A 26,009-nucleotide genomic window follows, 5' to 3' on the forward strand; every position below is an offset into this window, starting at 1 on the left:
GTAAGTCTGGGTTTTCAATTTTTATATTTCGCACTCTCATCGTGAAAACCTCTTTTATTTACTATAATTATAGACACTTCTGCAAATAACTATAAGAACATGCGAAGATGAGTTCGCTTCGCTTGCTTCACTACATGACGTGGTTGGGATTATTGCAAATGGATCATTCGCTTAATAGGCAAAAAATTCAAAAAAAATTTCCATTTTTATGAAAATTTTCCATTTCTGATCTACAAATTTATTTATGGGAAAACTAGCGGGGAAAATTTATGGCTTTGTTACATCTTTTTGCCGCTGAAAGCGCGGAATTACGCAGAAAAATCTTTGTCTCGTGATGAAGCTGGGCTTCGTGAACAGAGGAAAATTCCAAACATTCCACTTCGGCGCAGACAGATTGGGAGTCACTCACCTGCTCCTCGGTTTAAAATCCGCCCCAACCCACACCACCACGCTGGCCGCTGATCGCTGGCGGCTGGCCGCTCTGCTGACCGAGGACTTTCCCCATGTCATCATCCACACCGTCATTGCTACGACGGATTGCCATTGCGGTGCGCAGTCTGCGCCGCACCCTCAAAGATCCTGAATTTGCCCACGCGGTCGCATCATTGGCGACCACCACCCCGCTGCATCCTGCCGCTCGCCCGACGGCAGCAGCCAGCGTGCCGCTGGGGGAGACCGCGCCCGATGCCGCGCTCTTGCTGCTTGCTTTGCTGCAAAAAGACGGGCGCTTGGTCGATTTTCTTCAAGAAGACATTCAAGCCTATTCTGACGCTGAGATCGGACGCGGCGCACGAGTCGTGCATCAAGGTTGTCGGCAGGTGCTCCGCGACTATTTCACGCTGGAGCCGGTGCGGGCCGAACCCGAGGGCAGTCGCATCACGCTGGAGCCGGGCTTTGATGCCGCCGCGATCCGCCCGACTGGTCAGGTTGTCGGTGAGCCGCCTTTTAGCGGCACACTCGCTCATCGCGGCTGGCGCGTGACCGATATTCGCTTGCCGAAGCTCACCAGCGGCCACGATCCGCGCATCATCGCCGCAGCGGAGGTGGAACTGTGAGCAATTCACGCTATGCGATTGGCATTGATCTCGGCACCACGCATTGTGCGCTGTCGTGGGTCGATTCAGAAAAAAGCGAAGGCGAACGCATCGTGCAGGAATTGCTGCCGATTCCGCAATTAGTCGCGCCCGGAGCAGTCGAATCGCGCCCGCTGTTGCCATCGTTTCTTTATCTACCGCACGCCGATGAGTTCCGCGCCAGCGATCTGGGCTTGCCCTGGCAGGCCGATCCGACACGGATCATCGGCGAGCTGGCGCGGAATCAGGGCGCAATGACGCCGATTCGGCTCATCTCCAGCGCCAAAAGCTGGCTGTGTCATCCTGACATCGACCGCCAAGCGCCGATTCTCCCGCCCGGCGTGCCCGAGGATATTCCGCAGTTATCGCCCTTTGATGCGACGATTCACTATCTCGCCCATTTGCGCAATGCGTGGAATGGTGCCTATCCCTATGTTCCATTCGAGCAGCTTGATATTACGGTCACAGTTCCGGCATCGTTCGATCCGGCGGCGCGTGAACTGACCGCTGAGGCCGCTAAAGCCATCGGCATCGCCCATCTGGTGTTACTCGAAGAACCGCAAGCCGCGCTCTATAGCTGGGTCAATGACAGTCAGGGCGCATGGCGGCAGCAAGTGCAGGTCGGTGACATTATTTTGGTGGTCGATGTCGGCGGCGGCACCACGGATTTATCCCTGATCGCGGTCACCGAACAGGACGGTGCGCTCGAACTCAACCGTGTCGCCGTCGGTGAGCATATTTTGCTCGGCGGTGACAATATGGATCTGGCGCTGGCCTATGTGCTGCGCCAAAAACTCGCACAGAGCGGCGTCGAGTTGGATCGCTGGCAGGTGCAAGCACTTACTCATGCCTGTCGGCAGGCAAAAGAAACCCTGCTCGCAGATGGCGAGCGCGTGCCGGTGGTGGTGCCCAGTCGCGGCTCCAAGCTCATCGGCGGTAGCATCCGCACCGAACTCACCCGCGATGAAGTCACTGCCAGTCTGATTGAGGGCTTTTTTCCGGCGGTCGCCGCCAGCAGCCGTCCGGCGATCCGCTCGCGGGGTGCCTTGACCACAGTCGGCTTGCCCTATGCGCAAGATCCGGCGATCACCCGTCATCTGGCCGCCTTTCTCGGACGCCAAGCCGCTGCCACCCAAGATCTGGCCGGATTTGTCGCCCAAGTACCCGAAGCAAGCTTTTTGCGCCCGACGGCGGTGCTGTTTAACGGCGGTGTGTTTAAAGCGCAACGGCTGCAAGAACGGGTGATGGCGGTGCTCAACGGCTGGCTGGCGGCCGAGGATGCCCCGCCCGCTCGCCGCTTAGAGGCCCGCGATCTGGATCTCGCTGTGGCGCGCGGCGCAGCTTTTTATGCCCATACACGGCGACATGGCGGTGTGCGCATTCGCGGCGGCACCTCACATACCTATTATGTCGGCGTCGAAAGCGCCATGCCGGCTGTGCCCGGAATGGAGCCGGAAATTCAGGCGCTCTGTCTTGTCCCCTTTGGCTTAGAAGAAGGCTCCGCGCCGGTTGCCCCACCGCAGGAATTTGGACTCGTGGTCGGCGAGCCGGTGCGCTTTCGCTTTTTTGGCTCCAGCGTGCGCCATGACGATCAGGTCGGCGATCTGCTCGAAACCTGGCACGACGATGAACTGGCCGAACTTGACGAGATTCAGACCACGCTGCACGCGACTGAACGCAAGCCGGGCGAGGTGGTCGCGGTGCAGTTGCAAGCGGCGGTGACTGAAGTCGGCACGCTGGAATTGACCGCGATTCCGCTCGATGGCGGTGGCGAACGCTGGAACGTTGCGTTTAATACGCGGGGTCAACGCACCTGATCGCGGAGCGGGCGATCTGCTCCAGCAATCCACAATTCACGCCGATGGACGGCCCTTCGTGGCAGAATGGGCCGATCCACATTCGCGTCAATCCATGACCGACTAAGCTGTAGGAATCGAGCGCATGGCCAAGAAGACCCCTGGCACCCCCAAATCGAAGACTTCGAGCACCGCCACGAGCACGCCAGTCGGCAGCACGCCCCCGCCGGCCCCCGCCACGCCGGTGATTAAGAAAACAGCGGCCCGCAAACAGACTCCCGATGCGGCGCTGCCAGCGGCGACCATCAGCACCCCGCCGCCAGCGGCTGAGATTCCTGCACCACCGCCTGTCACTGCCGCTCCGCCACCGAAGCCAGAGCCAGAGCCGACCATTGCGCCCATGCCAACGCCTGACGACCCCGCCCACACCACCAAGCCCGCGCCGCGTCCGCTCTCCGAGTTCGGCCACGCGCCGACGCTCGCCCTCACCGCCGCCAGCACACCCGCTGCGCAACCGGAACCCGAACCACCAGCCGCGCCGCACGAGGAACCCTGGCACGCGCCCGAACCGCAGTGGGAACCAGCCGCGCCGCCGGTGTGGCGTCCAAGTTTATTCATTGTTCATATCACGCCCGAATTAGCGAGCGTGGCCAAAGTCGGCGGTCTGGCCGATGTCGTTTTTGGTCTTACCCGTGAATTAGCGATTCGCGGCAATCATGTTGAAATCATCCTGCCGAAATACGCCAGCCTGCGCTACGATCAGATTTTCGAGCTACACGAAGTTTATCAAGATTTATGGGTGCCCTGGTACAATGGTGCCATTCATTGCACCGTCTTTTTTGGTTTTGTACATGGGCGCAAATGCTTTTTTATCGAACCGCATTCCGCTGACAACTTTTTTAATCGTCACAGCATTTACGGCTTTAATGATGATGTGCTGCGCTATGCCTTTTTTTCGCGGGCCGCGATTGAATTTCTCTGGAAAGCCGGTAAACATCCAGACATTATTCACTGCCATGATTGGCAAACTTCATTAGTGCCAGTGCATCTTTATGAGCAATACCAAGCACTCGGCATGACCCATCCGCGTGTGTGTACAACGATTCACAACTTTGCTCATCAAGGCATCACTGGCCCCGATTTACTCCGTGCCACTGGATTACACCGCCCTGAGTATTTCTTCTCGCACACGCGCCTCGGCGATCATCGCCACCCCAACGCCCTGAATTTACTCAAGGGCGGTATCGTGTATTCTAACTTTGTCACCACCGTCTCACCGCGTTATGCCTTTGAAACCAAAGATCAAGGTCAAGGCTTTGGCCTAGAACCTGTACTCCACACGCACCATATTAAATACGGCGGCGTCGTCAATGGCATTGATTATGATGTCTGGAATCCGGAAGTAGATCCGCACATTCCGGTGCAATACGGCGTAGACAGCCTCGAACGCAAATACGATAACAAACGCGCCCTGCGGCAGCGGCTCATGTTAGCGGACAATGAAAAAGCGATTGTTGCCTTTATTGGACGGCTCGACCCGCAAAAAGGCTTAGAATTAGTCCGTCATGCTATTTTCAATACCCTTGAACGCGGGGCGCAATTCGTCCTGCTTGGCTCCAGTCCCGATGATCGTATCAACGCTGATTTCTGGGGTCTCAAACGGATGCTCAATGACAGTCCAGATTGTCATTTAGAAATCGGCTTTGATGAAGATTTATCGCATCTGATTTATGCCGGTGCCGATATGATGCTCGTGCCTAGTCGCTTTGAGCCATGCGGCCTCACGCAATTGATTGCGTTGCGCTATGGGACGATTCCGGTTGTGCGTACAGTCGGCGGTTTAGCGGATACCATCTTTGATAAAGATCATTCCAACCGCCCGCTCCATGAACGCAATGGTTATGTCTTTAATGACTACGATCATCGCGGTTTAGAATCGGCACTCGGACGGGCTATTGATTGCTACAACGCTTTCCCCGAACATTTCCGCGAATTGATGAAAAACGCCATGCGCTGTGATTATTCTTGGAATCAACCCGGTCAGGATTATCTCAACATTTATGATTACATCCGCGACGTTTAACGCAGCGGTTGAGGCGATAGTCTTTACCCCGCGCTGATGCGCGGTCGGTTATTTCAGCGGTCACGATCCTCAATAACCATCGTGACCAACTCAACTCAAGGGGCGTTTCGCGGTGAGCAGTAGCACGCATAGCAGCATGAAGATTTATAACATTTTTCCACGGCTTGCCGGTCAATTTGGCGCTTGGGGGCCGCATTTAGAACGCGCCGCCGCGATGGGGTTTAATTGGATATTCGTTAATCCAATTCAAAAAACCGGACGTTCCGGCAGCCTCTATTCGATTGCCGATTATTTCAGCATCAATCCGGATTTTGTTAAATCGGGCACAAAGTTGAGTGCTGACGAACAAGTGCGAGCGATGATTGCTGAAGCCGAACGGCTTGGGCTATCCGTAATGATTGATTTGGTCATCAATCATTGCGCCGTCGATGCCGCATTAGTGAAAGCGCACCCCGAATGGTTCGTGCGCGAAGGTGGTAAAATTGCCAATCCATTTTGTATGGAAGCCGATGGTCAAAAAGTTATTTGGTACGACTTAGCACAATTCGATCACGCGCATTCACCAGATCGCACAGGTTTAGAAGAATTTCTGCATCGCGTGATTGCCCATTTAGCGGATTTAGGATTTACAGGTTTTCGCTGTGATGCAGCCTATCAACTGCCTAGCGAGCTTTGGAAACGCCTGATTACCCGCGCTCGCAAAACACATCCGAATCTCACATTTATTGCTGAAACCCTCGGCTGCTCACCGGAGCAAACCCGCGCTACGGCGAGTGCCGGATTTGATGCGATTTTCAACAGTTCTAAATGGTGGGATTTCGACGGCAATTGGCTGCTGGAACAATATGAAATGACCCGTCAGGTTGTGCCATCAATTAGCTTTCCTGAGAGTCACGACACCGAGCGGCTGTTTTTAGAATCCGGTCAAAATCCCAATGCGTTGCGGCAGCGGTATTTATTTGCGGCGCTCTTTGCCAGTGGGGTTATGATTCCGATGGGATTTGAATACGGATTTAGCACGCGGCTTGATGTTGTTAATACTCAACCCGAACAATGGGAAGGGATTAACGTCGATTTAACGCACGAGATCGCGCATATTAACCAAATTAAAAACCAGTATCCGGTTTTTCAAAGCGAGGGGCCGATTGAGCGGCTTGATTGCTCAAATCCGGCAATTTTACTGTTGCGCAAAACCCATCCCAGCGGCACCGGTGAAGCCTTATTAGCTTTGAATAAAGATCCCTGGAATCGCCAATATTTGCGCATCGAAAACCTCTATCATTTGATCTGCACGCCCGGCGTATTAAAAGATGTTTCACTTGAATGGGCCATGGATTTTCTGCCAACGCCGTTTGAATTTGATTTAGCGCCGGGCATGGGGCGGGTGTTGGTGACGGAGGTTTGAGTATCAAAGCTATCAGCTTCCAGCCGCCAGCAATCAAGCCGTATTTGCTGGAGGCTGATCGCTGAAAGCTCTCACAACGTATGCGTCGGACGTTCCGACGCAAGCGCACCAGCGAGATAGTCTTCAATTTTGCGCCGCGTCGCGCCCTTATCTTGATCGTTAAATTGTACGCCGACGCCCACTGCGCGATTTCCCTCTGCGCCAACCGGAGTAATCCAAACTACACGCCCCGCAACTGGAATCCGATCCGGTTCATCCATTAATTGCAGCAATAAAAAAATCTCATCGCCAAGCTGATAGCTTTTAGTCGTCGGAATAAATAATCCGCCATTTTTAATAAATGGCATATAGGACGCATAGAGCGCACTTTTGTCTTTAATTGCAAAGCTTAAAATGCGTTGTTGACCACCAAGTCCGCCGAGTGGATTAGGTGTGCTCATGCGTGTCCGCCTCCGGTTCCCGCTCGCGCTGCATGACCGATGCGTGCCCAGTCGATGGCCAGCGATTCGAGCAGCAACTGTTGATTAAGATTGCGCTCGCTCAGGGCGCGTGCTTCCAAAATTCGCTTGAGTAAACGATGCCCAGCGGCCAGATCCAGCCGTTGCGCCAGTGCGGTCAGTTCGGTGTGTCGATCAGGATGATCGAGCTGTGGCGGCGTGGCGCACACACCAAGCCGTAGCAGATCGCCCATCACGCCGGCCAGCCAGTCGAGTATCCGATCGGTGCCGATGGCATTCCAGTCAGCGGCCACCGTGATCGGATCGCTACGCCCGCGTGCGATCTCCAAAAAACTGTTTAAGCACTGGCTGCGTTGTTCAAGGCGCGTGTCGTCAGCCCGTTCCGCTAACGCCCGCAGCGGTGCGCCGTGCGCCAGCCGTAGTCGCAACGCCCAATCTGAGCGCGGTTCCTGTGCAGTTAACCAGCGCAATGCCTGAGTTTCATCGGGAATCGCGACTGGAATCAGCAGGCAGCGACTGCGAATAGTCGCCGGTAGCCGTCCGATGCGCTCGCCGATTAGACACAAAATGCTCTGTCCGGTCGGTTCTTCCAGCGTTTTGAGCAGCGCATTGGCTGCCGCCTGATTGAGCCGGTCAGCCGGATCGATCAACGCGACCTTATAGGGTGCGCGGCTCGGGGTCAGCGATTCGCGTTCGGTGAACTGGCGCACCGCATCAATCGGAATTTCGCCCGATTTGCTCTCCGGATCTGGCCCAACTTCCAGCCAATCGGGATGACTGCCCGCCGCCAATAACTGACAGTCAGCGCACTGAGCGCACGCCAAGCCCTGCGCGTTCGGAGTTTGACACAGCAGCGATTGCGCCAATGCCCGCGCCAGCATACGTTTGCCGACGCCCGCTGGCCCCGAAATCAGCAATCCGTGTGCTAATCGCTGTGCTGTGCGTGATGCGTGCAACCGCGACCAAATTGCCTCCGTCCAGGGTAACGGCACGGCAAATGGCTGAGAAGTCGGGGCAGATTCAGCGCGTGTTGACGCACTCATGGGCGCGATTCCAGCGAGGTGATAATAGCCTTGAGTTCCGCCGCAACCGCCTGCGTGACCTCGGCTAAGGGCGCGGTCGCGTCGATCACGCGATAGCGTTCGGGATGAGCGCGGGCGCGGTCGAGATAGACGGCGCGGGCGGCAGCAAAAAACCGCTGGGTTTCTAACTCAAAGCGATCTGTTGTCCCAGCGCGTGACTTGGCGCGGCTCAATCCCAGTTCTGGCGGCAGATCGAACACGAAGGTAACATCCGGGCGCAGTGTCCCCTGCACCAATTGTTCTAGCAGCGCGATGCGTGCCGGATCAATCCCGCGCCCGCCACCCTGATAGGCATAGGTCGCATCGGTAAAGCGGTCGCACAGCACCCAGCGTCCCGCTGCCAGCGCCGGACGAATACACTGTTCCAGATGCTCGCTGCGGGCAGCAAACATCAGCAGCAGTTCCGTCGTCGCGCTCATGCCCAGATGCGCAGGATCGAGCAGCAGCGCCCGCAGTCGCTCGGCCAGCGGTGCGCCGCCCGGCTCGCGGGTGGTGAGCACTTCCAGACCACGCGCACGTAAGACCTCAGCTAAGGGTGCAAGCTGGGTTGATTTGCCCGCACCCTCGATGCCTTCCAGCGTGATAAAGCGGCCGCGTGTATGCTGCGTGTGCTGTGCGTGCATCAATCCGCCCGATTCAAAATATAGCGACGCACGGCCTGATTGTGTTCATCCAGTGTGCGCGAAAAGACGTGGCTGCCATCGCCGGTGGCGACAAAATAGAGTTCCTCGCCATCCTCGGGATGCAATGCCGCGTGAATCGCCTCCCGTCCGACCAGCGCAATCGGCGTCGGCGGTAAGCCATTGATGACATAGGTATTATAGGGGGTCGGCTCGCGCAGATCGGCGCGGCGGATGTTGCCGTCGTAACGCTCGCCTAGCCCGTAAATCACGGTTGGATCGGTCTGAAGCCGCATTCCGCGCTGCAAGCGGCGCGTAAACACGCCAGCGATGCGCGGGCGTTCGCTGGCCAATCCGGTTTCTTTTTCGACAATCGAGGCGAGAATCAGCGCCTCATCGGGCGTCGTGAGCGGCAGATTAGCGGCGCGTTGCGCCCATTCTGCGGCAAGAATCTGATCCATCCGCGTCAGCGCCCGCTTGAGTAACGTCAACGCACTGGTGTGACGCGGAAACCGATAGGTATCCGGGAAAAACCGCCCTTCGGGATGCACATCGGGACGACCGAGTTCGGCCATAATCTCAGCATCAGTGCGGGCTGCGAGCGCCGTTCTCGAACCGTTAAACACTTCATGCCGGTCAAGCGCCGCGACTGCCTGCCGAAATGTCCAGCCCTCAACCAGCGTGATGCGGTATTCGATCACCCGCCCCGATGCAAACAGATCGAGTAACTGCGGCGGCGTCAGCTCGCGGGTGAGCGCATATTCACCGGCTTGTAACCGCCCATGAGCGCCGCGCAGATAAGCCAGCGCCATGAAATAAACTGGATGTTCAATCACGCCTTGTTCATGTAGCCGCTGCGCGAGGGTACGCAATGCAGTGCCACGCGGCACATCGAACACCAGTCGGTCGTCAGTGATGGCAATGGGATGCGTCACAAAACACTGATACGCACGCCACAGCGCCCCGGCCGCGAACCCGATGGCGAACACAATCAGCATGAGCACAGCGACAAGACGACGTGACATCGCGGCGATTATCCTGCGGTACAGGCGGCACTGTAGAGCCGATCCAGCAGCGTCCAGGGCAGATGGGTGAGATCGAAACGGCGACCGGATAGCTCGCGCACCGGCCACACGCCGATGATGGAATTGGTCAAAAACAGTCCGCGTGCTTGATCGAGCGCGGCACGATCTAAGCGCGTGACTAGACAGTCAATGCCGAGTCGCGCCGCTAATTCCAGCGTCAACCCGCGCACCGTGCCAGCGATGCCGCCGCGATCCAACGGCGGGGTGAGTAAACAGCGCCCATCCCAGACAAAAACATTGGTCATGGTGCCGCCGACTAGCTCGCCAGTCGCCGCAAACATCAAGCCTTCAGCAATCGCAGGATCGTGCCATTCAGCACGCGCCAGCACCGAGTCCAAGCGATTGAGATGCTTGATACCAGCCAACACGGGATTGATCGAAACCGGAGTTTGACAATAGCGCACGGTCACACCATCGCGCCACTGTTGGCCGTGATTGGCCGCTAGGGGATAAGTTAAGAGCATTCGGCGCGTGATCGCCGGAGACGGTGGCGCATAACCGCGCCCCCCTTCACCCCGCGAGAGAATCAACTTGAGGATGCCGTCATGCTGTCCCCAGGTCACTTCTGCCGCTTCCGCTGCCAGCAGCGCGGTGTCGGGCATCTCGATGCCGAGACGCTCGGCCCCTAAAATCAGCCGATCCATGTGGCGCTGCCACTGGCAGGGATAGCCAGCAGCGAGACGGATGGTTTCAAACAATCCGTCGCCATACTGCACCGCTCGGTCGAGCACGGAAAGCTGGTCACCGGGCAGGCCGTCAATCAGCATCCGCGACGGAATCCCGATGCCATGCAGCGTGGCCACATCCTGTCTCCTACGCGCTTCCAGCACGCCCGCTCGATTCACGCCTCCATCGCGGAGGCCCGAATCGAATCAAAGACGCCGGAAAACGAGCGTCCCGTTGGTGCCGCCAAACCCGAACGAGTTGGACATTGCCACCTCAATCGCCATCGGACGAGCGGTGTTCGGCACGCAGTCTAAATCGCAGTCCGGATCTGGAGTGTGATAGTTGATCGTCGGCGGGGCGACCTGATCGCGGATTGCCAAGATCGTGAAAATCGCCTCCGCACCACCGGCTGCGCCCAGCATGTGTCCGGTCATGGATTTGGTCGAACTCATGGCCAGTTGATAAGCCTGATCGCCAAATGCCCGTTTGACGGCACGGGTTTCAGCCACATCACCCGCTGGCGTTGAAGTGCCGTGCGCATTGATGTACTGAATCGCGTCAGTGTTGACGCCCGCATCCTTGAGCGCCATCAGCATACACTCAGCGGCACCAGCGCCATCTTCTGACGGTGCGGTCATGTGGTACGCATCAGAGTTCATACCAACGCCGATCAACTCAGCATAGATGGTCGCGCCGCGTGCTTTAGCGTGCTCATATTCTTCCAACACCACCACGCCAGCACCATCGCTCAACACAAAGCCATCGCGCTCTTTGTCAAATGGACGGCTGGCGCCTTCGGGGTCGTCGTTGCGGGTCGAGAGTGCCCGCGCCGCCGCAAAGCCACCGAGACCAACCGGCGAGGTGGCCATTTCCGCACCACCAGCAACCATGACATCGACATAGCCGTGACGAATCATAATCGCCGCTTCGCCGATATTATGTGTACCCGTTGCACAGGCCGAGACAATGGAATAATTCGGGCCTTTGAGACCAAACTTGATCGACAGATTTCCCGCGACCATGTTGACGATATTGGCCGGAACGAAAAACGGCGAGATGCGACGCGGGCCTTTTTCGCGGTACACCTCATAGTTGTTCTCGATGCCGGTGATGCCGCCGATCCCAGAACCGACGGCAACGCCGATGCGCCGACAGTTGGCCTCAGTCACTTCCAGCCCGGAATCCGCAATCGCCTGACACCCAGCCGCCAAGCCGTAATGAATAAACTTATCCATTTTCTTGGCGTCTTTGTCCGAGACGTAGGGACTCGGATCAAAACCATAGATCGGGCCGCCGAAGCGGCTACTGAACGGGGCGATATCGAAATGGGTGATTGGTTGGATACCGCTCTTTCCGGCGAGGATGTTGTCCCACGCGGACTTGACGTCCAGACCAACCGGTGCCACAAGCCCCAATCCGGTGACTACTACCCTTCTGCCTACCATCACGTACCTCTATCGTCGTTCAGAACGCCACATTCGACGAGCGTCTGCTGCATCGGCGTGTCACGGCCACCGCCTTGGGCGTCTGGCGTTAAATCGATTCGCCTGACCTGATCTCAGGGCTGATGCGCGTTGATATAATCAATGGCCTGTTGAACCGTAGTGATCTTCTCGGCGTCTTCGTCCGGAATCTCGGTCTCGAACTCTTCTTCAAGAGCCATGACCAGTTCTACGGTGTCGAGCGAGTCCGCTCCCAGATCGTCAACGAAGGACGCCTCTGGGGTGACTTCTTCTTCTTTCACACCCAGCTGATCCACCACGATTTTGCGAACTCGATCTTCAACGCTGCTCATAGGATTGATTCCTCTCGAATGACAAAAATTGACCCCACTGGGCCGCGACCTATTCTAGTGACAAACCCGATGCGATGAAAGCCAAGATCGCGCACGATGCGCGGCGTTCAATAGCTTCTATGCAACGAATCTCGTCTCAGACTGGGCAGACTGCTCACGCCAGTCTTAGGCCATGTACATGCCGCCGTTGACATGCAGGGTCTCGCCGGTGATATAAGCCCCACCCGGCGCGGCTAAGAACACAACTGCGCTGGCAATCTCTTCCGGCTGACCGAGCCGCCAGAGAGGAATGGCACCGAGCAGCGTCTGACGATGTGCTTCGGGCAGTTCCTTGGTCATATCGGTGTCGATAAAGCCGGGCGCGACACAGTTGACCGTGATGCCCCGCGAGCCGACTTCCCGCGCCAGCGACTTGGTAAACCCCATCATGCCAGCTTTAGCAGCGGCATAATTGGTCTGACCGGCATTGCCCATCGCGCCGACCACCGAGGCGATATTGATGATGCGGCCTTTACGTGCTTTGGTCATCGCCCGCAGACAGCCTTTGGTGAGCCGATAGAGCGCGGTCAAATTGGTGTCAATGACCGCATCCCATTCGTCATCTTTCATGCGCAACAACAGGTTATCGCGGGTGATGCCAGCGTTGTTGACTAGAATACTTGGCGCACCGAGCCGCTCGCCAATCTGCGCTAACGCTGCTTCGACCGAGGCGGAATCGGCGACATTGAGCACCAGCCCGATGCCCGAATGCCCAGCGGCAGTCAATGCCTGTTCAATTGCTTGGGCACCGGATACGGTGGTGGCGGTGCCGGCAACGGCTGCACCCTGTTCCGCTAAGGCCAGCGCAATCGCCCGCCCGATGCCCCGCGATGCGCCAGTGACCAGCGCGATTTCACCTTTAAGCATGTGAGGTCGCCTCCAACGCGGCATCGAGTGTTTTTGGATCAAAAACCGGCAGCGTGTTCAGGGTTTTCGTGATGCGTTTATTCAAGCCAATCAAGACCTTACCCGGGCCGCATTCGAGTGCTGTGGTCACGCCTTGCGCCGCGACGGATGCGACGGTCTCGACCCAGCGCACCGGACTATATAACTGTTCGACCAGCAGCCGCCGGAGCGCGGCGACATCCTCAGCCGGCGCAACATTGACGTTATGAATCACCGGCACGCTCGGCAGCGTCAGCGCGACCTCAGCCAGCCGCTCGGCCAAGCGATCCGCCGCCGGACGCATCAGCGCACAGTGCGACGGAACACTCACCGGCAGTGGCTGTGCCAGCTTTGCGCCTGCGGGTTTCGCGGCAGCAACGGCACGGGCAACGGCAGCGGCAGAACCAGCGATCACCACCTGACCGGGTGAGTTGAAATTGACTGCCGCGAGCACGTCGCCCTGCGCGTGTTCGGCACACAGCGCCATGACCTGCGCGTCATCCAAGCCGAGGATCGCGGCCATTGCGCCTTCACCAGCGGGCACGGCTTCCTGCATGAAACGAGCGCGGTCAGCGGCCAAACGGATGCCATCGGCAAAGTCGAATGCACCGGCAGCGACTAGCGCCGCGTACTCGCCGAGACTGTGCCCGGCCATCACGGTTGCTGGACGCCCACCGGATTGCTGCCAGACGCGCCACACTGCGATCCCAGCAGCGAGCATCGCCGGTTGGGTGTTCGCGGTGCGATCCAGTTCTTCTTTTGGCCCCTGACTGACCAGCGACCAGAGATCGCGCCCGAGAGCATCGGCGGCCTCTTCAAACGTCTGTTTAACTGTAGCGTGCGACTCCGCGAACGCATCGAGCATCCCGACGGCTTGCGAACCCTGACCGGGGAAGAACACAGCGAGTTGTTGGCTCATGTGGCGGAACATTCAGTTGAAATTTGACAGGATTAACAGGATTTCTCAGGATTAACAGGATTTTTTAAAGTTTTACGGCCTTAAATCTGTAAATCTTGAAGAATCCTGTTAATCCTGTCTAATTCTTGAGTCAATAACGCACCAGCACCGAACCCCAGGTAAAACCGCCGCCAAAGGCTTCCATCAGCAGCGTTTGACCGCGCTGAATGCGCCCATCGCGTACCGCTTGATCGAGCGCCAGCGGAATTGAGGCCGATGAGGTATTGCCATGCTCGGCGACCGTGACAATTACGCGCTCTAGCGGCAGATCGAGTTTGCGGGCGGTAGCCTGAATAATGCGGATATTGGCCTGATGCGGGATTAACCAGTCGATGTCATCTTTAGTCAGCCCATTGGCTTCCAGCGTCTCATCGACGATCCGCCCCAGCGTCGTCACCGCAAACCGAAACACTTCGTTGCCGCGCATCTCCAGCGTCGCCAGCTCGGGCCGACCATTGCCGTGACCGCCGGGCACTTGTAGCAGTTCGGCGTAGGCACCATCGGCATGAATATGGGTCGAGAGAATCCCCGGCGCATCGGCTGCACCGAGCACCACTGCACCCGCGCCATCGCCGAATAACACACAGGTGGTGCGATCCGTCCAATCGACAAGCCGCGAAATTGCCTCAGCCCCGACAACCAGCACATGCTTGGCCGCGCCGCTGCGAATGTACTTATCAGCGACATCAACCGCATAGACAAATCCAGCGCAGACCGCCTGCAAATCAAACGCCGGACAGCCATGCACATCGAGCCGCTGTTGCAGCAAACAGGCGGTACTGGGAAAAAATTGATCTGGGGTCGTGGTTGCAACCAGAATCAAATCCAAATCAGCCGGATCGAGCTGGGCCGCAGCTAACGCCCGCCGCGCAGCGATCTCGGCCAGATCGCAGCAGGTTTCGCCTTCGGAGACCAGATGCCGCTTTTCGATGCCGGTGCGCTCACGAATCCACGCATCCGTCGTCTCAACTTGAGCTTCCAGATCGGCATTGGTGACAACCCGCGCAGGCAAATAGCCGCCGGTGCCGAGGATGCGGGAGCACTTCATCACGCGGATTCCTTATACGGCTCGCTGGCAAGATGGCGTCCGACCTGATCGCCGATGCGTTGCGGGATATTGGCCTCAATCTCTTTTTCAGCAATGCGAATCGCATTTTCGAACGCGATCTCATCGGCTCCGCCATGACTCTTGACGACGATGCCGCGCAGACCTAACAGACTCGCTCCGTTATAGCGACGCGGATCCATCGTGCGGCGGAAGTGCTTAAGAATCGGCAACGCAATCAGACCGGCGAGGCGCGTCAGCAGCGTGCGTCGGAACTGGGCCGACAGCGATTGACTAATAAATTTGGCCACGCCCTCGCTGCTTTTGAGCGCGACATTGCCAACAAAGCCATCACTGACCACGACATCGACATCATCGAGATAGATGCCGTTGCCCTCGACATAGCCGACATAATTGAGATTACTGCGCACCAGCCATTCATGCGCCTGCTTGACCTGTTCGTTACCCTTGATGGCTTCTTGCCCGATATTGAGCAGCGCAACCTTCGGACGAGCAATGCCATCGACTGCCGCGACCAGCTCACTGCCCATCACGGCAAATTGAAACAGGTGCTCGGCGCTACAATCGACATTCGCGCCGAGATCGAGCATATGGGTGTGACCGTGTAACGACGGCACAGCAGTGCAGATCGCCGGGCGGTCAATATGCGGCAAAGTCTTGAGCACGAATCGCGCTGTAGCCATCAACGCCCCAGTGTTGCCAGCACTGACACAGGCTTGCGCTTCGCCGTCTTTGACCAGATCAATCGCCACGCGCATTGACGAATCTTTTTTATTGCGCAAGGCTTTTGAGGGCGATTCGTCCATCGCAATTTCTTGCGTCGCGTGATGAATGCGCAGCCGCTCACGCGGCGCACGGCCCAGATAGGACGTGATGCGCGTCTCGTCACCGACCAGGATGAGACTGATGTGCGGATGATCGGCTAGATAACGCAGGGCCGCTGGAACTACGACCTCGGGGCCGTGATCGCCGCCCATCGCGTCCAGAGCAATCGTGCAACCTAGCGACGGTTCGGCAGCCGTCGCTTGCACAACGCTGAAGCGGCCCAACGTGGTCATTACGCGCCCCGATCCACAACCTTGCGACCGCGATAAAAGCCATCGGCGGTGACGTGATGACGCAGATGGGTTTCGCCGCTGGTCTGATCGACCGAGAGCGTCGGCTTGCTCAGAGCGTCGTGCGAACGGCGCATACCGCGCTTAGAAGGAGTCTTGCGATTTTGTTGGACGGCCATTGGTAGTCTCCAGTGTGGGAAGTGCGCCGAACGTGGCCGCCTCCCAATCATGTGTCAAAAATTAACGTCAATCTTTTTAGGATCGCTTCAGGCGTTCGAGCACAGCAAAAGGATGACGCGGTGCGTCCGCTACGTCTGCGTCGCTGAGATCATCGGACTCGGAATACGCCGGATTGCGTGCCCAGTTTGCCACTTCGGGCGCTTGGCATTCACCAACCCGATGCCGAGGAAACGGCGGAATCGCCAGCAGGAGTTCATCTTCGATCAGAGCCAGCGGATCGAGCAGGTCATCGGTCACGACCAGCGGTTCATAATCGCTCGCCGCTGCATTGGCATTTGGCTCAACACGCACCAATTGCAGCGCCAGTGGTGCATCCAAATCAAGCCACAGATCGCAGAGACACCGCTCACAGCGCACGCACAACCGCACCTGCGCCAAACCTTCAACCACGGCACCGCGCTCAGCATCGCGCCGGAAATCCAGTTGATACGTAACTGCTGCTGGTATGGCATCGGTTGCAACACGACCGACTTCAAGCAGCCGAGGAAAGCGTGCGACGGGCAATTCACCCGCGAACGACAGGCTGTTTTTAGCAGCACGCCAGGGGTCGAGTTGATCGGGCAAGACGGTTGACATAAGCGCGTAAGCCTAACCGATTGCTGCGCCGAGCGTCAATCAGCGGCAATACAAATTTGAACTTTCCGCGTTTTTCCGCGTTTTCAGCGGCCACAAATAAAAGGCACAGAAAATCTGAGAGAACTCGAAAAAAAAACTCCCTCGACCCAATCGCCGAACCCTGTTCGACCACCGGAGCGAGGGAATAGAAGGCAATGAACATGCTCAAACGCAGCGCCGACCGACGGCACGATGTGGCACGTTTTCGTGTATCAGACCGGCGGGCGAATTGTCACCCGAACGCGGCGTCTCCTCGTCGTTCTTCTCAGTTATGCGTCAACAGCGTGAGCGAGAATCTGTAATCTCAATCACCTGCATTGAAAAAAGAGTTTAGACGCGAAGAGGAAACGCGCCTATCCGTAGGATCACGCAGTTGCGCGGTCGCGGATGGGTATTGAGTTGCTATGACAGAAGCGTCCGCCCGCTGCTGGACTGCGCTGGACTGACCTGACACACCGCCGCCATGCGGCAGAGTTCGGCGAGATTAGCTGCACCCATTTTCTCCATCATGCGAGCGCGATGGTTTTCGACCGTGCGCGGGCTGATGCCAAGCTGACGGGCAATATCCTTATTCGTCAGGCCACCAGTGGTCAGGGTCAGCACTTCATATTCACGCGGGGTCAACTGCCGAAACCGCTCGCGGATTGCGTGCTCGGTCGCCGCTTCGGTGCGGCGGCGGTGATCTTCGATCAGCGCGGCGGCGATGCGCTGGAGCAACTGCTCGGTGCTGGCCGGTTTTTCGAGAAAATCAATCGCGCCGTTCTGAATAGCACGAACCGTAGTCGGCACATCGCCAAATGCCGAAAGAAAAATGATCGGCAACAACGCCCCGCGTTCGAGCAGCTCGCGTTGCAGCTCCAGCCCAGTCATATCCGGCAAACGCAGATCGAGCACCAAACAGCCGCGCTCTGCCGCTGAAAACACGGCTAAAAACGCCGCTGGTGATGCAAAACTGCGCACCCGATAGCCGGCTAACTCTAAAATCAGCGTCAGCGAATCGCGCATTCCGGGATCATCATCGACCAAAAACACGGTTTGCTCAGTCGTCATGATGCGCCGCCACATCTGGCGCTAAAACAGGTATCCATCAGCAATCCTCAAGCCGCATCACAAAATGTTTAAGACGGTTTTTCAACGGTGCCAACAGATGTGGGCGGGCTGAATGGCGATCAATCGGGCGCGAGTCGTTTGGGTTGCTTAACCCAGCCGCGCCGAACACAGCGAGGTGTCGAGCGTGAATCATGTCGAGCGGGTATTTATCGCAGTTGGCTCAAATATCGAACCAGAACAACAGATTACGAACGGATTAACCGCGCTGGCCGCACTGCCAAAAACGCGGCTGGGGGCAGAATCGGCTTGGTATCGGACGCGACCCTGGGGCGTAGAAGCGCAAGCGCCGTTTATCAATTTGGTGGTGGAGCTTTGGACGGAACTGGAGCCGTTGGCGCTGCTGACGGCGCTGCAAGCCATTGAGCAGCAGTGCGGGCGGGTGCGCACCCAGCTCAACGGCCCGCGCACGCTCGATCTGGATGTGTTGCTCTATGGTGCGCGTATTGTGGATCAACCCAGCTTGCGCGTGCCGCATCCGGGGCTGGTGGTGCGTGATTTTATGTTGATCCCGCTGGTGGAAATCGCGCCCGAGGTGATTCATCCCGAATATGGTCGCCCGGTCGCGGCGCTGACTGACGCGATTTGCTATTGGCAGATTAGTGAGCGGCTTTAGTTGGATTCGGTGGGTTTCGTGACCAGTCGGCATCTGTGCCAATCTTCAGCGTCATACCGTGGTCACTCTACCCACCCTACCTCGCTACTTCGCTATTTGATCGATTCGATGTGTTGCGTAAAATTAAATCGATCCTAGCCCCATTAATTCCATTAATTTGTTCTTAAAGTGATTGCGGAGTATATTCTTGACATATTCCGGTGGTTCTTCTTGCACCTTTGCCGCTTCTTCTAGAAGAATTTCATATTCTGCTACTTCTTTTTCAGACCACAACAGATCGAGCCTTCGTATATCTCGCGTAGCAATATGTTTATATGATTCAGGGAATGCCCAATAACATGTTTTACAGGATGATATTTCTTTTGCCTTCCAGTTGGGACAATTTTCGCAACTCCAAGACTTTGCCCTATTTGCTGATGCACACAACAACATATATTCTTCAATGTTATTAGACAGATTGGCATTGTCACCAGAAATTTCAAAGGGAACTCGATGATCGATTTGAAGTTCCCTGACAGGAAATGGCTTAAGATAGATATTACAACGCGCACCATGTTTTTCGATTAGCGCATCCTTTAGTTTTGAAGAGAATGCAGTTCTTCCTGAAAGCTGTGTGGCACGGACATCCGCTGGATCACCAAACTTATACGCAGCAATTTTTCTACCATCCGAGCCTTTAACACGAAATGTTTGAATAGGAATACCCTGTTCGCGTACATCTCTTATTGCACGGGGCGGATGATTGTAGCCATATAAATCCTTCAGTTCCTCTGTTGTTATTTGACCATACTTCAATATGTGGTCAATAACGATTTTTGGACGTTTCGCTTCTACGCTCTTTAGAAGTTGTAGGAATTCTGTAGAGTAACTTTGTTTCGTCATGCAAATGCCAATTCTTGCTGCTCTGCTTTCACCGATCTTGTTCTGGATGGTAATTCATTTGCCAGACGTTGAACCAATGATGAAGACAAATAGAGTGATTCAGTAGTTTCTTGAATATTACCAAGCAATGTTGCCTGACTCGATCTCCCCGCATGAATATGCAGGTGCTTTAGCTTTAGAAAGTTTGGTAGCAATTTTCCATGAATCTTTTCGCCTGTCACCCCGTCATAGCTAATGATGTATGACAGATTTTTTTCATTCATTATTGACAATGCTTCAACAAAATCATCATATGACAACCCATTGAAATAACGGTGATCTCGTGTAAAAGAAGTACCCTGATAGGGTGGATCCATATAAATCAAATCACTTTCTTTTGCGCTTTTTATTGCTTCACGAAAATCTAATGCAGTCAATTTTGTTTTTTTACTCAAAAGTGCTGATACACCAAATATATTTTGTCTCATCGTATTTGGCCTCATGCCTGAACGGCGATTATCTGCACTCTGATTAAACAGCCCCTCAGAGCTGTATCTAACAGAACCTTTTACAATACGAGCCAATAGATAAAGTAATTGGTCTGGATCATGAGATTTATTAAATTCATCTCGTATTTTGAAAAAATATGCTTTTCTATCATGGTGCTGCTCTAACCACCGCCTTTCATATTTATCGCACAAACCATGTGGATTCTCTAATATTTCACCCCACAAGGCTATCAGAGGTATATTCAGGTCGTTTAGAGCAAAAAGACTGGCAAGACCATGTGCTGCGGCGGCAATGGATACTGCCCCAGATCCACAAAATGGCTCATACAAGCACCTGACATCTGACGGGAAATGGGAGAGAATAAATTTAGCAATACCACGCTTGCTCCCTTGGTATGGGAATGGATGTGGTACATTGATATTTTGAAGTGATTTCATTTCTCAAATTCTATCCTAATTCATTTATCTTTGTCACGGAGCTTTATTACAACTAACGGTCAAGATGTGGGACACGAGCGCATCACTATGAAGCGTCCCACACGAGCGAATGTTAGGTGCTTTTTTCTTGTTTTGGTGGCTTTACCTGTGGCATCGGCGGTGGATTCCTAGTTGGTCGCAACCCTCGCTCCTCAGTAAGTGGTTGCGGGCTTGTTTTTTGACTCGGCGTAGGTTTTTTATTCTCTGACATATTACCTCCTAGGTTGGGTAGAAGTTTACTAAATACTGCGTTGCTGCGGCTTCTGCTTTCTCATGCAACTTACTATCAGTAGGCACAGTTGTTTGAATGTGCTTTTTTAAAGACCTTATTTTTGAAGCTCTTATTTCAAACCGAGCCTTGTTAATTTCTGAAGATGTAAGCTTTCCCTCTGCTATCGCGTGCCACTTGAACTCTGCTTGCACCATTAATTCTTCGAGCTCATGCAATAGAGAGGAATATGCTTTGATTCTGTTTTTGTATGGAAGAAAGGGATTAATGGCTGATGCAACCTGCGAGAAAGCAATAATCACAGCCCACACCCAAGAATATTGTTGCCAAACTGCCCAAGCTGCGATACTGCTACTGGATGCAACCGCGAGTATTATTTTCAATGTCCTATCTATGTTTTCAGAGCGTTCCAATAAAAGCTCAATAAATCCAATATGGGTTTTAAGCTGGTGAATTTCCTTCCAATATTGCTCTTGAACCATGTTTTGATCTCTAAACGGCTAACTACATTTCGACCTCAAATGTGAGGTGTAAAATTTTTACTACTCTGACCGAACGCTGTCAATTTTTATTTTAGCGTAACTACTCAGCCTCCCCCCAACCGAGCTAAGCTAAACGCATGAATCTACAGCGCCCCACCTAAGCCGACCTTGACGGTATGAGTCACGCGGAAAAAGACGCGCTGATTTGGCTGTTGTTTGAGGTGGTGGCGAAGTTGGAGAGACGGTTGAAGCGGGAAAAGGGGCCTGGATCGAACGGGAAAAGGGGCTTGAACGGGAAAAGGGGCTTGACGGGAAAAGGGGCTTGACGGGAAAAGGGGCTTGGATCGAATTGTTTGTCAGTTATGCTGAAAATTAAACCGACCCTGGCCCCACTATCCACCCTTATAGAGACTTAAGCAATTAACTATAAACCGACCCTGGCCTCACTATCCATCACCGCAAGACCGCCCGCAGCCGCATTAAAATCCGATCCGCTGCTTCAACCGCGAAATCATCATAAATCATCGCTTGTTCAAGCTGCTTGCCTAATACCTCGACATCGGGATTATCAAAGGTGCGCGTTAAATCGAGCGTTTGGCGCGGAATACGCGCCTGTCCATCTGCGCCAATGGCATCAAAATCGACCAAATAATGCAGCTCATAGGCGAGCGTTTTGCCATTCAAATCGACCGCTGCCACGCGCTCAGAACGCTGTTCGCCCAGAATCCGCAGTGTCAGCTTGGCGTCTGCTGAATTGCTCGTCAGCCGCACTTGACTGCCAATCAGCAAATCGTGCAAAGCCCGCTCAACAGGCGAACCGCTCGGCGCCTGAATCCGCAACGGATTGTAGGTCGGCGGAATCTCGACGCTGCCGCGCAGCCGAAACCCACAACCGGTCTGAAGTGCCAACAGCAGCGCCAGCAGTCCCCAGCCGGTGATCTGTGTCAGGATGCGCGGTTTCATCGTTGTCTAGTTTTACACCACTAAATTCAACAACTTACCGGGCACTAAGATCACCTTGCGCAGCGGTTTGCCGTCGATGAATTTGGCGATCTGCTCATTGGCGAGCGCGGCCGCTTGCACCGTCGCTTGATCGGCGTCAGCCGCAACCTTGACGCTGCCGCGCACCTTGCCGTTGACCTGCACCACATAGTCGAGACGGTCTTGCTTGAGCGCGTTTTCATCGACCTGCGGCCAGTCGGCGTGGAGGATGTCAGCGCCAAATCCCAGCTCGCGCCACAGATGATGCGTCACATGCGGGGCAATCGGCGCAAGCAGTCGCAACACGATGCTGATGCCTTCGCGCAGAATCGCCGCCCGCGTCGGCGCGGATTCCAGCCGATAGAGCGTGTTGACCATCGTCATACAGCCCGAAACCACGGTGTTGAACTGCTGGCGCTCGTAATCATAGCGGGCTTTTTTCAGCGCCGTGTGTAGCTCGCGGCGAGCGGTCTGCGCGGCCTCATCGAACTCAACGGGCGTAGATGCAGCGCGGATCGCGTCGGCTTCGGTCACAGCCAGCGCCCATAGCCGCCGAATAAAACGATACGCGCCCTCAACACCTTCATCATTCCATTCGAGCGACTGATCCGGCGGCGCAGTGAACATGGTATACAAACGCACGGTGTCTGCGCCGTAGCGTTCGGTGAGTGCTTGCGGATCGACGCCGTTGTTTTTCGATTTCGACATCTTCTCGATGCCGCCGAACTGCACCGGCTGCCCGTCAGATGTGAGCCGACCGCCGAGCAGCTTGCCTTTCTCATCGCGCTCGACCGTAACCTCGGCTGGATTGAACCACTGTTTGCGCCCGTCGCTGTCCTCGCGGTACCAGGTTTCGGCGACTACCATGCCCTGTGTCAGCAAATTGGTGAAGGGTTCATCACAGGTGACGAGGCCTTCATCGCGCATCAGCTTGTGGAAAAAACGGGCATAGAGCAGATGCAGAATCGCGTGTTCAATGCCGCCAATATATTGATCGACCGGCAGCCAATAACGCGCCCGTTCGTCGAGCATCGCGGTGTCGCAATCGGGCGAGCAATAGCGGGCGTAATACCAACTCGACTCAAAAAAGGTATCAAAGGTGTCAGTCTCGCGGGTGTCGCCGCTCGCCAGTTGATAAAACTCAGGCATTTTTTTCAGCGGCGAGCCGGAACCATCGACCACCACATCTTCCGGCAACTGCACCGGTAGATCGCTCTCGGGGCGAATACCGCCGGCAGCGGTCTGTACCATCGGGATCGGACAGCCCCAATAACGCTGACGCGAGACCCCCCAATCACGCAGCCGGAAATTGATGGTTTTGCTGCCTTTGCCGTGTTCACTGAGCCACTCAGCAATCGCATCACCGGCGTGCGCTGAGGTCAGCCCATCGAAGGGGCCGGAGTCAAACAGCACGCCTTGTTCAGTATAGGCCGCCTGCTCAATCCCGCACGGGCTGCCGTCGGCGGAGCGGATCACCGCTTTTTTGGCGATGCCGTAACGCTCGGCGAACTCCCAATCGCGCTGATCGTGAGCGGGCACGGCCATCACTGCGCCAGTGCCATAGCCCATGAGCACGAAGTTAGCGGCATAGATCGGCACAGTTGCGCCGGTGATCGGATGCAGCGCGTCGAGACCGAGCGGATGGCCTTTTTTCTCCATCGTTTCCAGTTCAGCTTCACTGGTGCCGCCGGTGCGACAGTCCTCGATGAAGGCGGCAAGCGCCGGATTGTTCTCAGCAGCGCGGTGCGCCAGCGGATGTTCAGCGGCGACGGCAACATAGGTCACGCCCATCACGGTATCGGGGCGCGTGGTGTAGATGCCGAGGGTTTCGGTAGAACCGGCCACGCCAAATTCCATGTGGACGCCTTCCGAACGCCCGATCCAGTTGCGCTGCATGGTGCGCACCCGTTCTGGCCAGCCGTCCAGCCCGTCGAGGGCGTTGAGCAATTCTTGCGCATAATCGGTGATGCGCACTGACCACTGTTCGATCTCGCGTTTTTCGACCAACGCCCCGGAGCGCCAGCCGCGTCCGTCGATGACCTGTTCATTAGCGAGCACGGTTTGATCGATGGGATCCCAGTTGACCGTTGCTTTAGCGCGATAAGCCAAACCTTTTGCGACCATGCGCGTAAACAGCCACTGCTCCCAGCGGTAATAAGCGGGATCGCAGGTCGCTAACTCGCGTTCCCAGTCATAGCCAAAACCGAGCGATTTGAGCTGGCCTTTCATGTATTCAATATTCGAGCGCGTCCACTGCGAGGGCGGAATGCCGTGTTGAATCGCGGCATTCTCAGCCGGCAGCCCGAAGGCATCCCAGCCCATCGGTTGCAGCACATTTTTCCCAAGCATCCGCTGATAGCGGGCGATCACATCCCCGATGGTGTAATTGCGCACATGGCCCATGTGCAGCCGACCGGACGGATAGGGGAACATCGAGAGACAGTAAAACTTGTCGCGGGCGGGATCTTCGACGGCCTTAAACGTCTGCTGCTGTTCCCAATAGTGTTGGGCCGCTGCTTCAATGGTGCGCGGATCGTAGTCGGTCTGCATGGGGGGGTGAGAGTCCTAGCGAAAAAAGTAAGCAGTGTACTTTTTATTTTTACGGGTGACGAAGCTGAAAGCTGATCGCTGGCGGCTGATGGCTGGAAGCTATGAAACCGCCCGCAATGCCGCACGAATAATGTCCTCAGTGGTCTGCGCACCGTCACTGGCCGCTGCACGCGCCATGCGCGTCGCATCCGCTGGTTTATACCCAAGCGCCACCAACGCACTGATCGCATCCAGAAGCGTCTGTTCTGCCGAGGGCATCGCAGCAGCGGCTGCTGGCGCAGTCGCGCTCGGACTCAGCGCCACCGGACGCACCCCCGGCACCGTCAGCACCCCGCCGAGCCGGTCGCGCATCTCGATAATCAACCGCTCGGCCGTCTTTTTGCCGATTCCGGGCAAACGGGTCAGCGCCGTCGCGTCCTCATGCTCCACACACTGCGCAAACCGCGCCGCATCCATGCCCGAAAGAATCGCCAGCGCCATCCGCGCCCCAACGCCCGTGACCTTAATCAGCGCCCGAAACAGCGCCCGATCACGCTCGTGACTAAAGCCATAGAGCGTCTGCGCATCCTCGCGCACCACCAGATGCGTCACCAATGTCACCGTCTCGCCCACAGCGGGCAGCTCATAAAAGGTAGACATGGGCGCTTCCAGCTCATAGCCCACGCCGTTGACATCGAGTAGTAACAGCGGCAGCTGTTTGGCAAGCAGTTGTCCGCGAAGTCGTCCGATCATCGTGTTTTTAAGGTCTCCAATCGCGCCACGAGGCCGCCGCACGTTTCCGTGCCGGAATGCCCAACGAATGCGCATGACAGAGGGCAATCGCGAGCGCATCGGCTTCGTCCTCGCCCGGCGTTTCAGAGAGCGCCAGCAGCACCCGCACCATGTGTTGCACCTGCGCTTTATCCGCGCCGCCCGAGCCGACCACCGCGAGTTTGACGGATTTGGGGCTGTACTCATGCACCACCGTGCCGCCCTTGAGTCCAGCGCACAGCACCGCGCCCCGCGCCTGACCGATTTTGAGCGCCGCCGTCGGATCGCGGGCAAAGATCAACTGTTCAACGGCCATTTGCTGCGGCTGATACTCCGCCACAATGGCCGCCACCTGATCGAAAATCAGTCCGAGTCGCTCCGGCCAGGGGTGCTCGCCGACACGGATACAGCCACTGGTCACGCGCACGCTGTGTTTGCCATCACTGTCGATGACCGCAAAGCCGGTGTTGCGTGAGCCAGGATCAATGCCGAGGATACGATGGCTTAGGGAACGGAATGTGGTCAT

The 26,009-nt window shown here is 56.0% G+C and carries 26 protein-coding genes; 5 read left to right on the top strand and 21 right to left on the bottom strand.

Annotated elements, in window-relative coordinates; genetic code table 11:
- Window positions 1–503 precede the first annotated feature (503 nt).
- The 4 genes from BLW10_RS07510 (at window position 504) to BLW10_RS07530 (ending at window position 6,357) form a co-directional block, all read left to right on the top strand.
- Window positions 504–1,055, top strand: a complete 552-nt coding sequence (locus BLW10_RS07510) for a DUF2760 domain-containing protein (protein ID WP_091333579.1) — start codon at window positions 504–506, stop codon at window positions 1,053–1,055.
- Complete coding sequence (locus BLW10_RS07515; protein WP_091333581.1) at window positions 1,052–2,890, top strand: Hsp70 family protein; 1,839 nt, start codon at window positions 1,052–1,054, stop codon at window positions 2,888–2,890. Before BLW10_RS07510 ends, BLW10_RS07515 begins: the two co-directional genes overlap by 4 nt.
- Before the next feature lie 124 nt (window positions 2,891–3,014).
- Complete coding sequence (locus tag BLW10_RS07525; protein ID WP_245709192.1) at window positions 3,015–4,952, top strand: glycogen synthase; 1,938 nt, start codon at window positions 3,015–3,017, stop codon at window positions 4,950–4,952.
- 136 nt (window positions 4,953–5,088) lie between these two features.
- A complete protein-coding gene (locus BLW10_RS07530) occupies window positions 5,089–6,357 on the top strand; it encodes an alpha-amylase family glycosyl hydrolase (RefSeq protein ID WP_091333586.1) in 1,269 nt (422 codons plus the stop codon).
- Between the two features lie 71 nt (window positions 6,358–6,428).
- On the opposite strand, the gene BLW10_RS07535 is transcribed toward BLW10_RS07530, so the two are convergent.
- From BLW10_RS07535 to BLW10_RS07600, 14 genes are all read right to left on the bottom strand, one after another.
- Window positions 6,429–6,797 (bottom strand): PilZ domain-containing protein, encoded by a 369-nt coding sequence (locus BLW10_RS07535; RefSeq protein WP_091333587.1) that lies wholly within the window; start codon window positions 6,795–6,797, stop codon window positions 6,429–6,431.
- Window positions 6,794–7,858 (bottom strand): DNA polymerase III subunit delta', encoded by a 1,065-nt coding sequence (holB, locus tag BLW10_RS07540; RefSeq protein ID WP_091333588.1) that lies wholly within the window; start codon window positions 7,856–7,858, stop codon window positions 6,794–6,796. Before holB ends, BLW10_RS07535 begins: the two co-directional genes overlap by 4 nt.
- A complete protein-coding gene (tmk, locus tag BLW10_RS07545; RefSeq protein ID WP_091333590.1) occupies window positions 7,855–8,520 on the bottom strand; it encodes a dTMP kinase in 666 nt (221 codons plus the stop codon). Before tmk ends, holB begins: the two co-directional genes overlap by 4 nt.
- The gene (mltG, locus tag BLW10_RS07550; protein WP_091333591.1) at window positions 8,520–9,542 is read right to left on the bottom strand and encodes an endolytic transglycosylase MltG; all 1,023 of its coding nucleotides are present in this window, start codon (window positions 9,540–9,542) and stop codon (window positions 8,520–8,522) included. Before mltG ends, tmk begins: the two co-directional genes overlap by 1 nt.
- 8 nt (window positions 9,543–9,550) lie before the next feature.
- Window positions 9,551–10,447, bottom strand: coding sequence for an aminodeoxychorismate lyase (gene pabC / locus BLW10_RS07555; protein WP_245709193.1), 897 nt, complete (start codon window positions 10,445–10,447; stop codon window positions 9,551–9,553).
- Between the two features lie 27 nt (window positions 10,448–10,474).
- Window positions 10,475–11,713, bottom strand: coding sequence for a beta-ketoacyl-ACP synthase II (gene fabF / locus BLW10_RS07560; protein WP_091333594.1), 1,239 nt, complete (start codon window positions 11,711–11,713; stop codon window positions 10,475–10,477).
- A gap of 113 nt (window positions 11,714–11,826) precedes the next feature.
- Window positions 11,827–12,063: an acyl carrier protein gene (gene acpP, locus BLW10_RS07565; RefSeq protein WP_091333595.1), complete on the bottom strand. Its 237-nt coding sequence runs from the start codon at window positions 12,061–12,063 to the stop codon at window positions 11,827–11,829.
- 165 nt (window positions 12,064–12,228) lie between these two features.
- Window positions 12,229–12,969 carry a 3-oxoacyl-ACP reductase FabG gene (gene fabG / locus BLW10_RS07570; protein ID WP_091333597.1) on the bottom strand — a complete coding sequence of 247 codons (741 nt, stop codon included), beginning with the start codon at window positions 12,967–12,969 and terminating at the stop codon, window positions 12,229–12,231.
- Window positions 12,962–13,906: an ACP S-malonyltransferase gene (gene fabD / locus BLW10_RS07575; RefSeq protein ID WP_091333599.1), complete on the bottom strand. Its 945-nt coding sequence runs from the start codon at window positions 13,904–13,906 to the stop codon at window positions 12,962–12,964. The genes fabG and fabD overlap by 8 nt, the downstream gene beginning before the upstream one ends.
- 130 nt (window positions 13,907–14,036) lie before the next feature.
- The gene (locus BLW10_RS07580; protein WP_091333600.1) at window positions 14,037–14,993 is read right to left on the bottom strand and encodes a beta-ketoacyl-ACP synthase III; all 957 of its coding nucleotides are present in this window, start codon (window positions 14,991–14,993) and stop codon (window positions 14,037–14,039) included.
- On the bottom strand, window positions 14,993–16,069 hold the full coding sequence (plsX, locus tag BLW10_RS07585) for a phosphate acyltransferase PlsX (protein ID WP_091333602.1): 1,077 nt from the start codon (window positions 16,067–16,069) through the stop codon (window positions 14,993–14,995). The genes BLW10_RS07580 and plsX overlap by 1 nt, the downstream gene beginning before the upstream one ends.
- Entirely contained in the window at window positions 16,069–16,245 is a 177-nt protein-coding gene (gene rpmF / locus BLW10_RS07590) for a 50S ribosomal protein L32 (RefSeq protein WP_091333604.1), read from the bottom strand. Before rpmF ends, plsX begins: the two co-directional genes overlap by 1 nt.
- Before the next feature lie 76 nt (window positions 16,246–16,321).
- The gene (locus BLW10_RS07595) at window positions 16,322–16,882 is read right to left on the bottom strand and encodes a YceD family protein (RefSeq protein ID WP_091333605.1); all 561 of its coding nucleotides are present in this window, start codon (window positions 16,880–16,882) and stop codon (window positions 16,322–16,324) included.
- A 441-nt stretch (window positions 16,883–17,323) separates the two neighbouring features.
- Window positions 17,324–17,971 carry a response regulator transcription factor gene (locus BLW10_RS07600; RefSeq protein ID WP_091333663.1) on the bottom strand — a complete coding sequence of 216 codons (648 nt, stop codon included), beginning with the start codon at window positions 17,969–17,971 and terminating at the stop codon, window positions 17,324–17,326.
- Window positions 17,972–18,155: 184 nt separating this feature from the next.
- Between BLW10_RS07600 and folK the strand changes: the two genes are divergently transcribed.
- Window positions 18,156–18,644: a 2-amino-4-hydroxy-6-hydroxymethyldihydropteridine diphosphokinase gene (gene folK / locus BLW10_RS07605; protein ID WP_091333607.1), complete on the top strand. Its 489-nt coding sequence runs from the start codon at window positions 18,156–18,158 to the stop codon at window positions 18,642–18,644.
- A 123-nt stretch (window positions 18,645–18,767) separates the two neighbouring features.
- Here the strand turns inward: folK and BLW10_RS07610 are convergent, their stop codons facing one another.
- From BLW10_RS07610 to ruvC, 7 genes are all read right to left on the bottom strand, one after another.
- Entirely contained in the window at window positions 18,768–19,526 is a 759-nt protein-coding gene (locus tag BLW10_RS07610; protein WP_091333609.1) for a helix-turn-helix domain-containing protein, read from the bottom strand.
- Complete coding sequence (locus BLW10_RS07615; protein ID WP_091333611.1) at window positions 19,523–20,452, bottom strand: Dam family site-specific DNA-(adenine-N6)-methyltransferase; 930 nt, start codon at window positions 20,450–20,452, stop codon at window positions 19,523–19,525. Before BLW10_RS07615 ends, BLW10_RS07610 begins: the two co-directional genes overlap by 4 nt.
- 258 nt (window positions 20,453–20,710) lie before the next feature.
- Window positions 20,711–21,202 (bottom strand): hypothetical protein, encoded by a 492-nt coding sequence (locus BLW10_RS07620; protein WP_091333613.1) that lies wholly within the window; start codon window positions 21,200–21,202, stop codon window positions 20,711–20,713.
- Between the two features lie 453 nt (window positions 21,203–21,655).
- The gene (locus BLW10_RS07625) at window positions 21,656–22,165 is read right to left on the bottom strand and encodes an LPS-assembly lipoprotein LptE (protein WP_091333614.1); all 510 of its coding nucleotides are present in this window, start codon (window positions 22,163–22,165) and stop codon (window positions 21,656–21,658) included.
- Between the two features lie 12 nt (window positions 22,166–22,177).
- Complete coding sequence (gene leuS, locus BLW10_RS07630) at window positions 22,178–24,733, bottom strand: leucine--tRNA ligase (protein WP_091333616.1); 2,556 nt, start codon at window positions 24,731–24,733, stop codon at window positions 22,178–22,180.
- A 99-nt stretch (window positions 24,734–24,832) separates the two neighbouring features.
- Window positions 24,833–25,465, bottom strand: coding sequence for a Holliday junction branch migration protein RuvA (gene ruvA / locus BLW10_RS07635; RefSeq protein WP_091333618.1), 633 nt, complete (start codon window positions 25,463–25,465; stop codon window positions 24,833–24,835).
- A gap of 7 nt (window positions 25,466–25,472) precedes the next feature.
- Window positions 25,473–26,009, bottom strand: a complete 537-nt coding sequence (ruvC, locus tag BLW10_RS07640) for a crossover junction endodeoxyribonuclease RuvC (protein ID WP_091333619.1) — start codon at window positions 26,007–26,009, stop codon at window positions 25,473–25,475.

Origin of the sequence: Allochromatium warmingii, from assembly GCF_900107145.1 — a bacterium.
In the GTDB taxonomy this organism is placed as follows: Bacteria; Pseudomonadota; Gammaproteobacteria; order Chromatiales; family Chromatiaceae; genus Thermochromatium; species Thermochromatium warmingii.

What these genes read in the sequence shown, in the direction of transcription:
- BLW10_RS07580 (WP_091333600.1), bottom strand. Translation starts at nt 14,993, where the DNA reads ATGAAGTGCTCCCGCATCCTCGGCACCGGCGGCTATTTGCCTGCGCGG.
- ruvA (WP_091333618.1), bottom strand. Translation starts at nt 25,465, where the DNA reads ATGATCGGACGACTTCGCGGACAACTGCTTGCCAAACAGCTGCCGCTG.
- leuS (WP_091333616.1), bottom strand. Translation starts at nt 24,733, where the DNA reads ATGCAGACCGACTACGATCCGCGCACCATTGAAGCAGCGGCCCAACAC.
- holB (WP_091333588.1), bottom strand. Translation starts at nt 7,858, where the DNA reads ATGAGTGCGTCAACACGCGCTGAATCTGCCCCGACTTCTCAGCCATTT.
- BLW10_RS07595 (WP_091333605.1), bottom strand. Translation starts at nt 16,882, where the DNA reads ATGTCAACCGTCTTGCCCGATCAACTCGACCCCTGGCGTGCTGCTAAA.
- BLW10_RS07510 (WP_091333579.1), top strand. Translation starts at nt 504, where the DNA reads ATGTCATCATCCACACCGTCATTGCTACGACGGATTGCCATTGCGGTG.
- BLW10_RS07535 (WP_091333587.1), bottom strand. Translation starts at nt 6,797, where the DNA reads ATGAGCACACCTAATCCACTCGGCGGACTTGGTGGTCAACAACGCATT.
- BLW10_RS07600 (WP_091333663.1), bottom strand. Translation starts at nt 17,971, where the DNA reads ATGACGACTGAGCAAACCGTGTTTTTGGTCGATGATGATCCCGGAATG.
- mltG (WP_091333591.1), bottom strand. Translation starts at nt 9,542, where the DNA reads ATGTCACGTCGTCTTGTCGCTGTGCTCATGCTGATTGTGTTCGCCATC.
- fabD (WP_091333599.1), bottom strand. Translation starts at nt 13,906, where the DNA reads ATGAGCCAACAACTCGCTGTGTTCTTCCCCGGTCAGGGTTCGCAAGCC.
- BLW10_RS07530 (WP_091333586.1), top strand. Translation starts at nt 5,089, where the DNA reads ATGAAGATTTATAACATTTTTCCACGGCTTGCCGGTCAATTTGGCGCT.
- fabF (WP_091333594.1), bottom strand. Translation starts at nt 11,713, where the DNA reads ATGGTAGGCAGAAGGGTAGTAGTCACCGGATTGGGGCTTGTGGCACCG.
- fabG (WP_091333597.1), bottom strand. Translation starts at nt 12,969, where the DNA reads ATGCTTAAAGGTGAAATCGCGCTGGTCACTGGCGCATCGCGGGGCATC.
- BLW10_RS07625 (WP_091333614.1), bottom strand. Translation starts at nt 22,165, where the DNA reads ATGAAACCGCGCATCCTGACACAGATCACCGGCTGGGGACTGCTGGCG.
- ruvC (WP_091333619.1), bottom strand. Translation starts at nt 26,009, where the DNA reads ATGACCACATTCCGTTCCCTAAGCCATCGTATCCTCGGCATTGATCCT.
- rpmF (WP_091333604.1), bottom strand. Translation starts at nt 16,245, where the DNA reads ATGGCCGTCCAACAAAATCGCAAGACTCCTTCTAAGCGCGGTATGCGC.
- BLW10_RS07620 (WP_091333613.1), bottom strand. Translation starts at nt 21,202, where the DNA reads ATGGTTCAAGAGCAATATTGGAAGGAAATTCACCAGCTTAAAACCCAT.
- acpP (WP_091333595.1), bottom strand. Translation starts at nt 12,063, where the DNA reads ATGAGCAGCGTTGAAGATCGAGTTCGCAAAATCGTGGTGGATCAGCTG.
- BLW10_RS07610 (WP_091333609.1), bottom strand. Translation starts at nt 19,526, where the DNA reads ATGACGAAACAAAGTTACTCTACAGAATTCCTACAACTTCTAAAGAGC.
- plsX (WP_091333602.1), bottom strand. Translation starts at nt 16,069, where the DNA reads ATGACCACGTTGGGCCGCTTCAGCGTTGTGCAAGCGACGGCTGCCGAA.
- BLW10_RS07615 (WP_091333611.1), bottom strand. Translation starts at nt 20,452, where the DNA reads ATGAAATCACTTCAAAATATCAATGTACCACATCCATTCCCATACCAA.
- BLW10_RS07525 (WP_245709192.1), top strand. Translation starts at nt 3,015, where the DNA reads ATGGCCAAGAAGACCCCTGGCACCCCCAAATCGAAGACTTCGAGCACC.
- tmk (WP_091333590.1), bottom strand. Translation starts at nt 8,520, where the DNA reads ATGCACGCACAGCACACGCAGCATACACGCGGCCGCTTTATCACGCTG.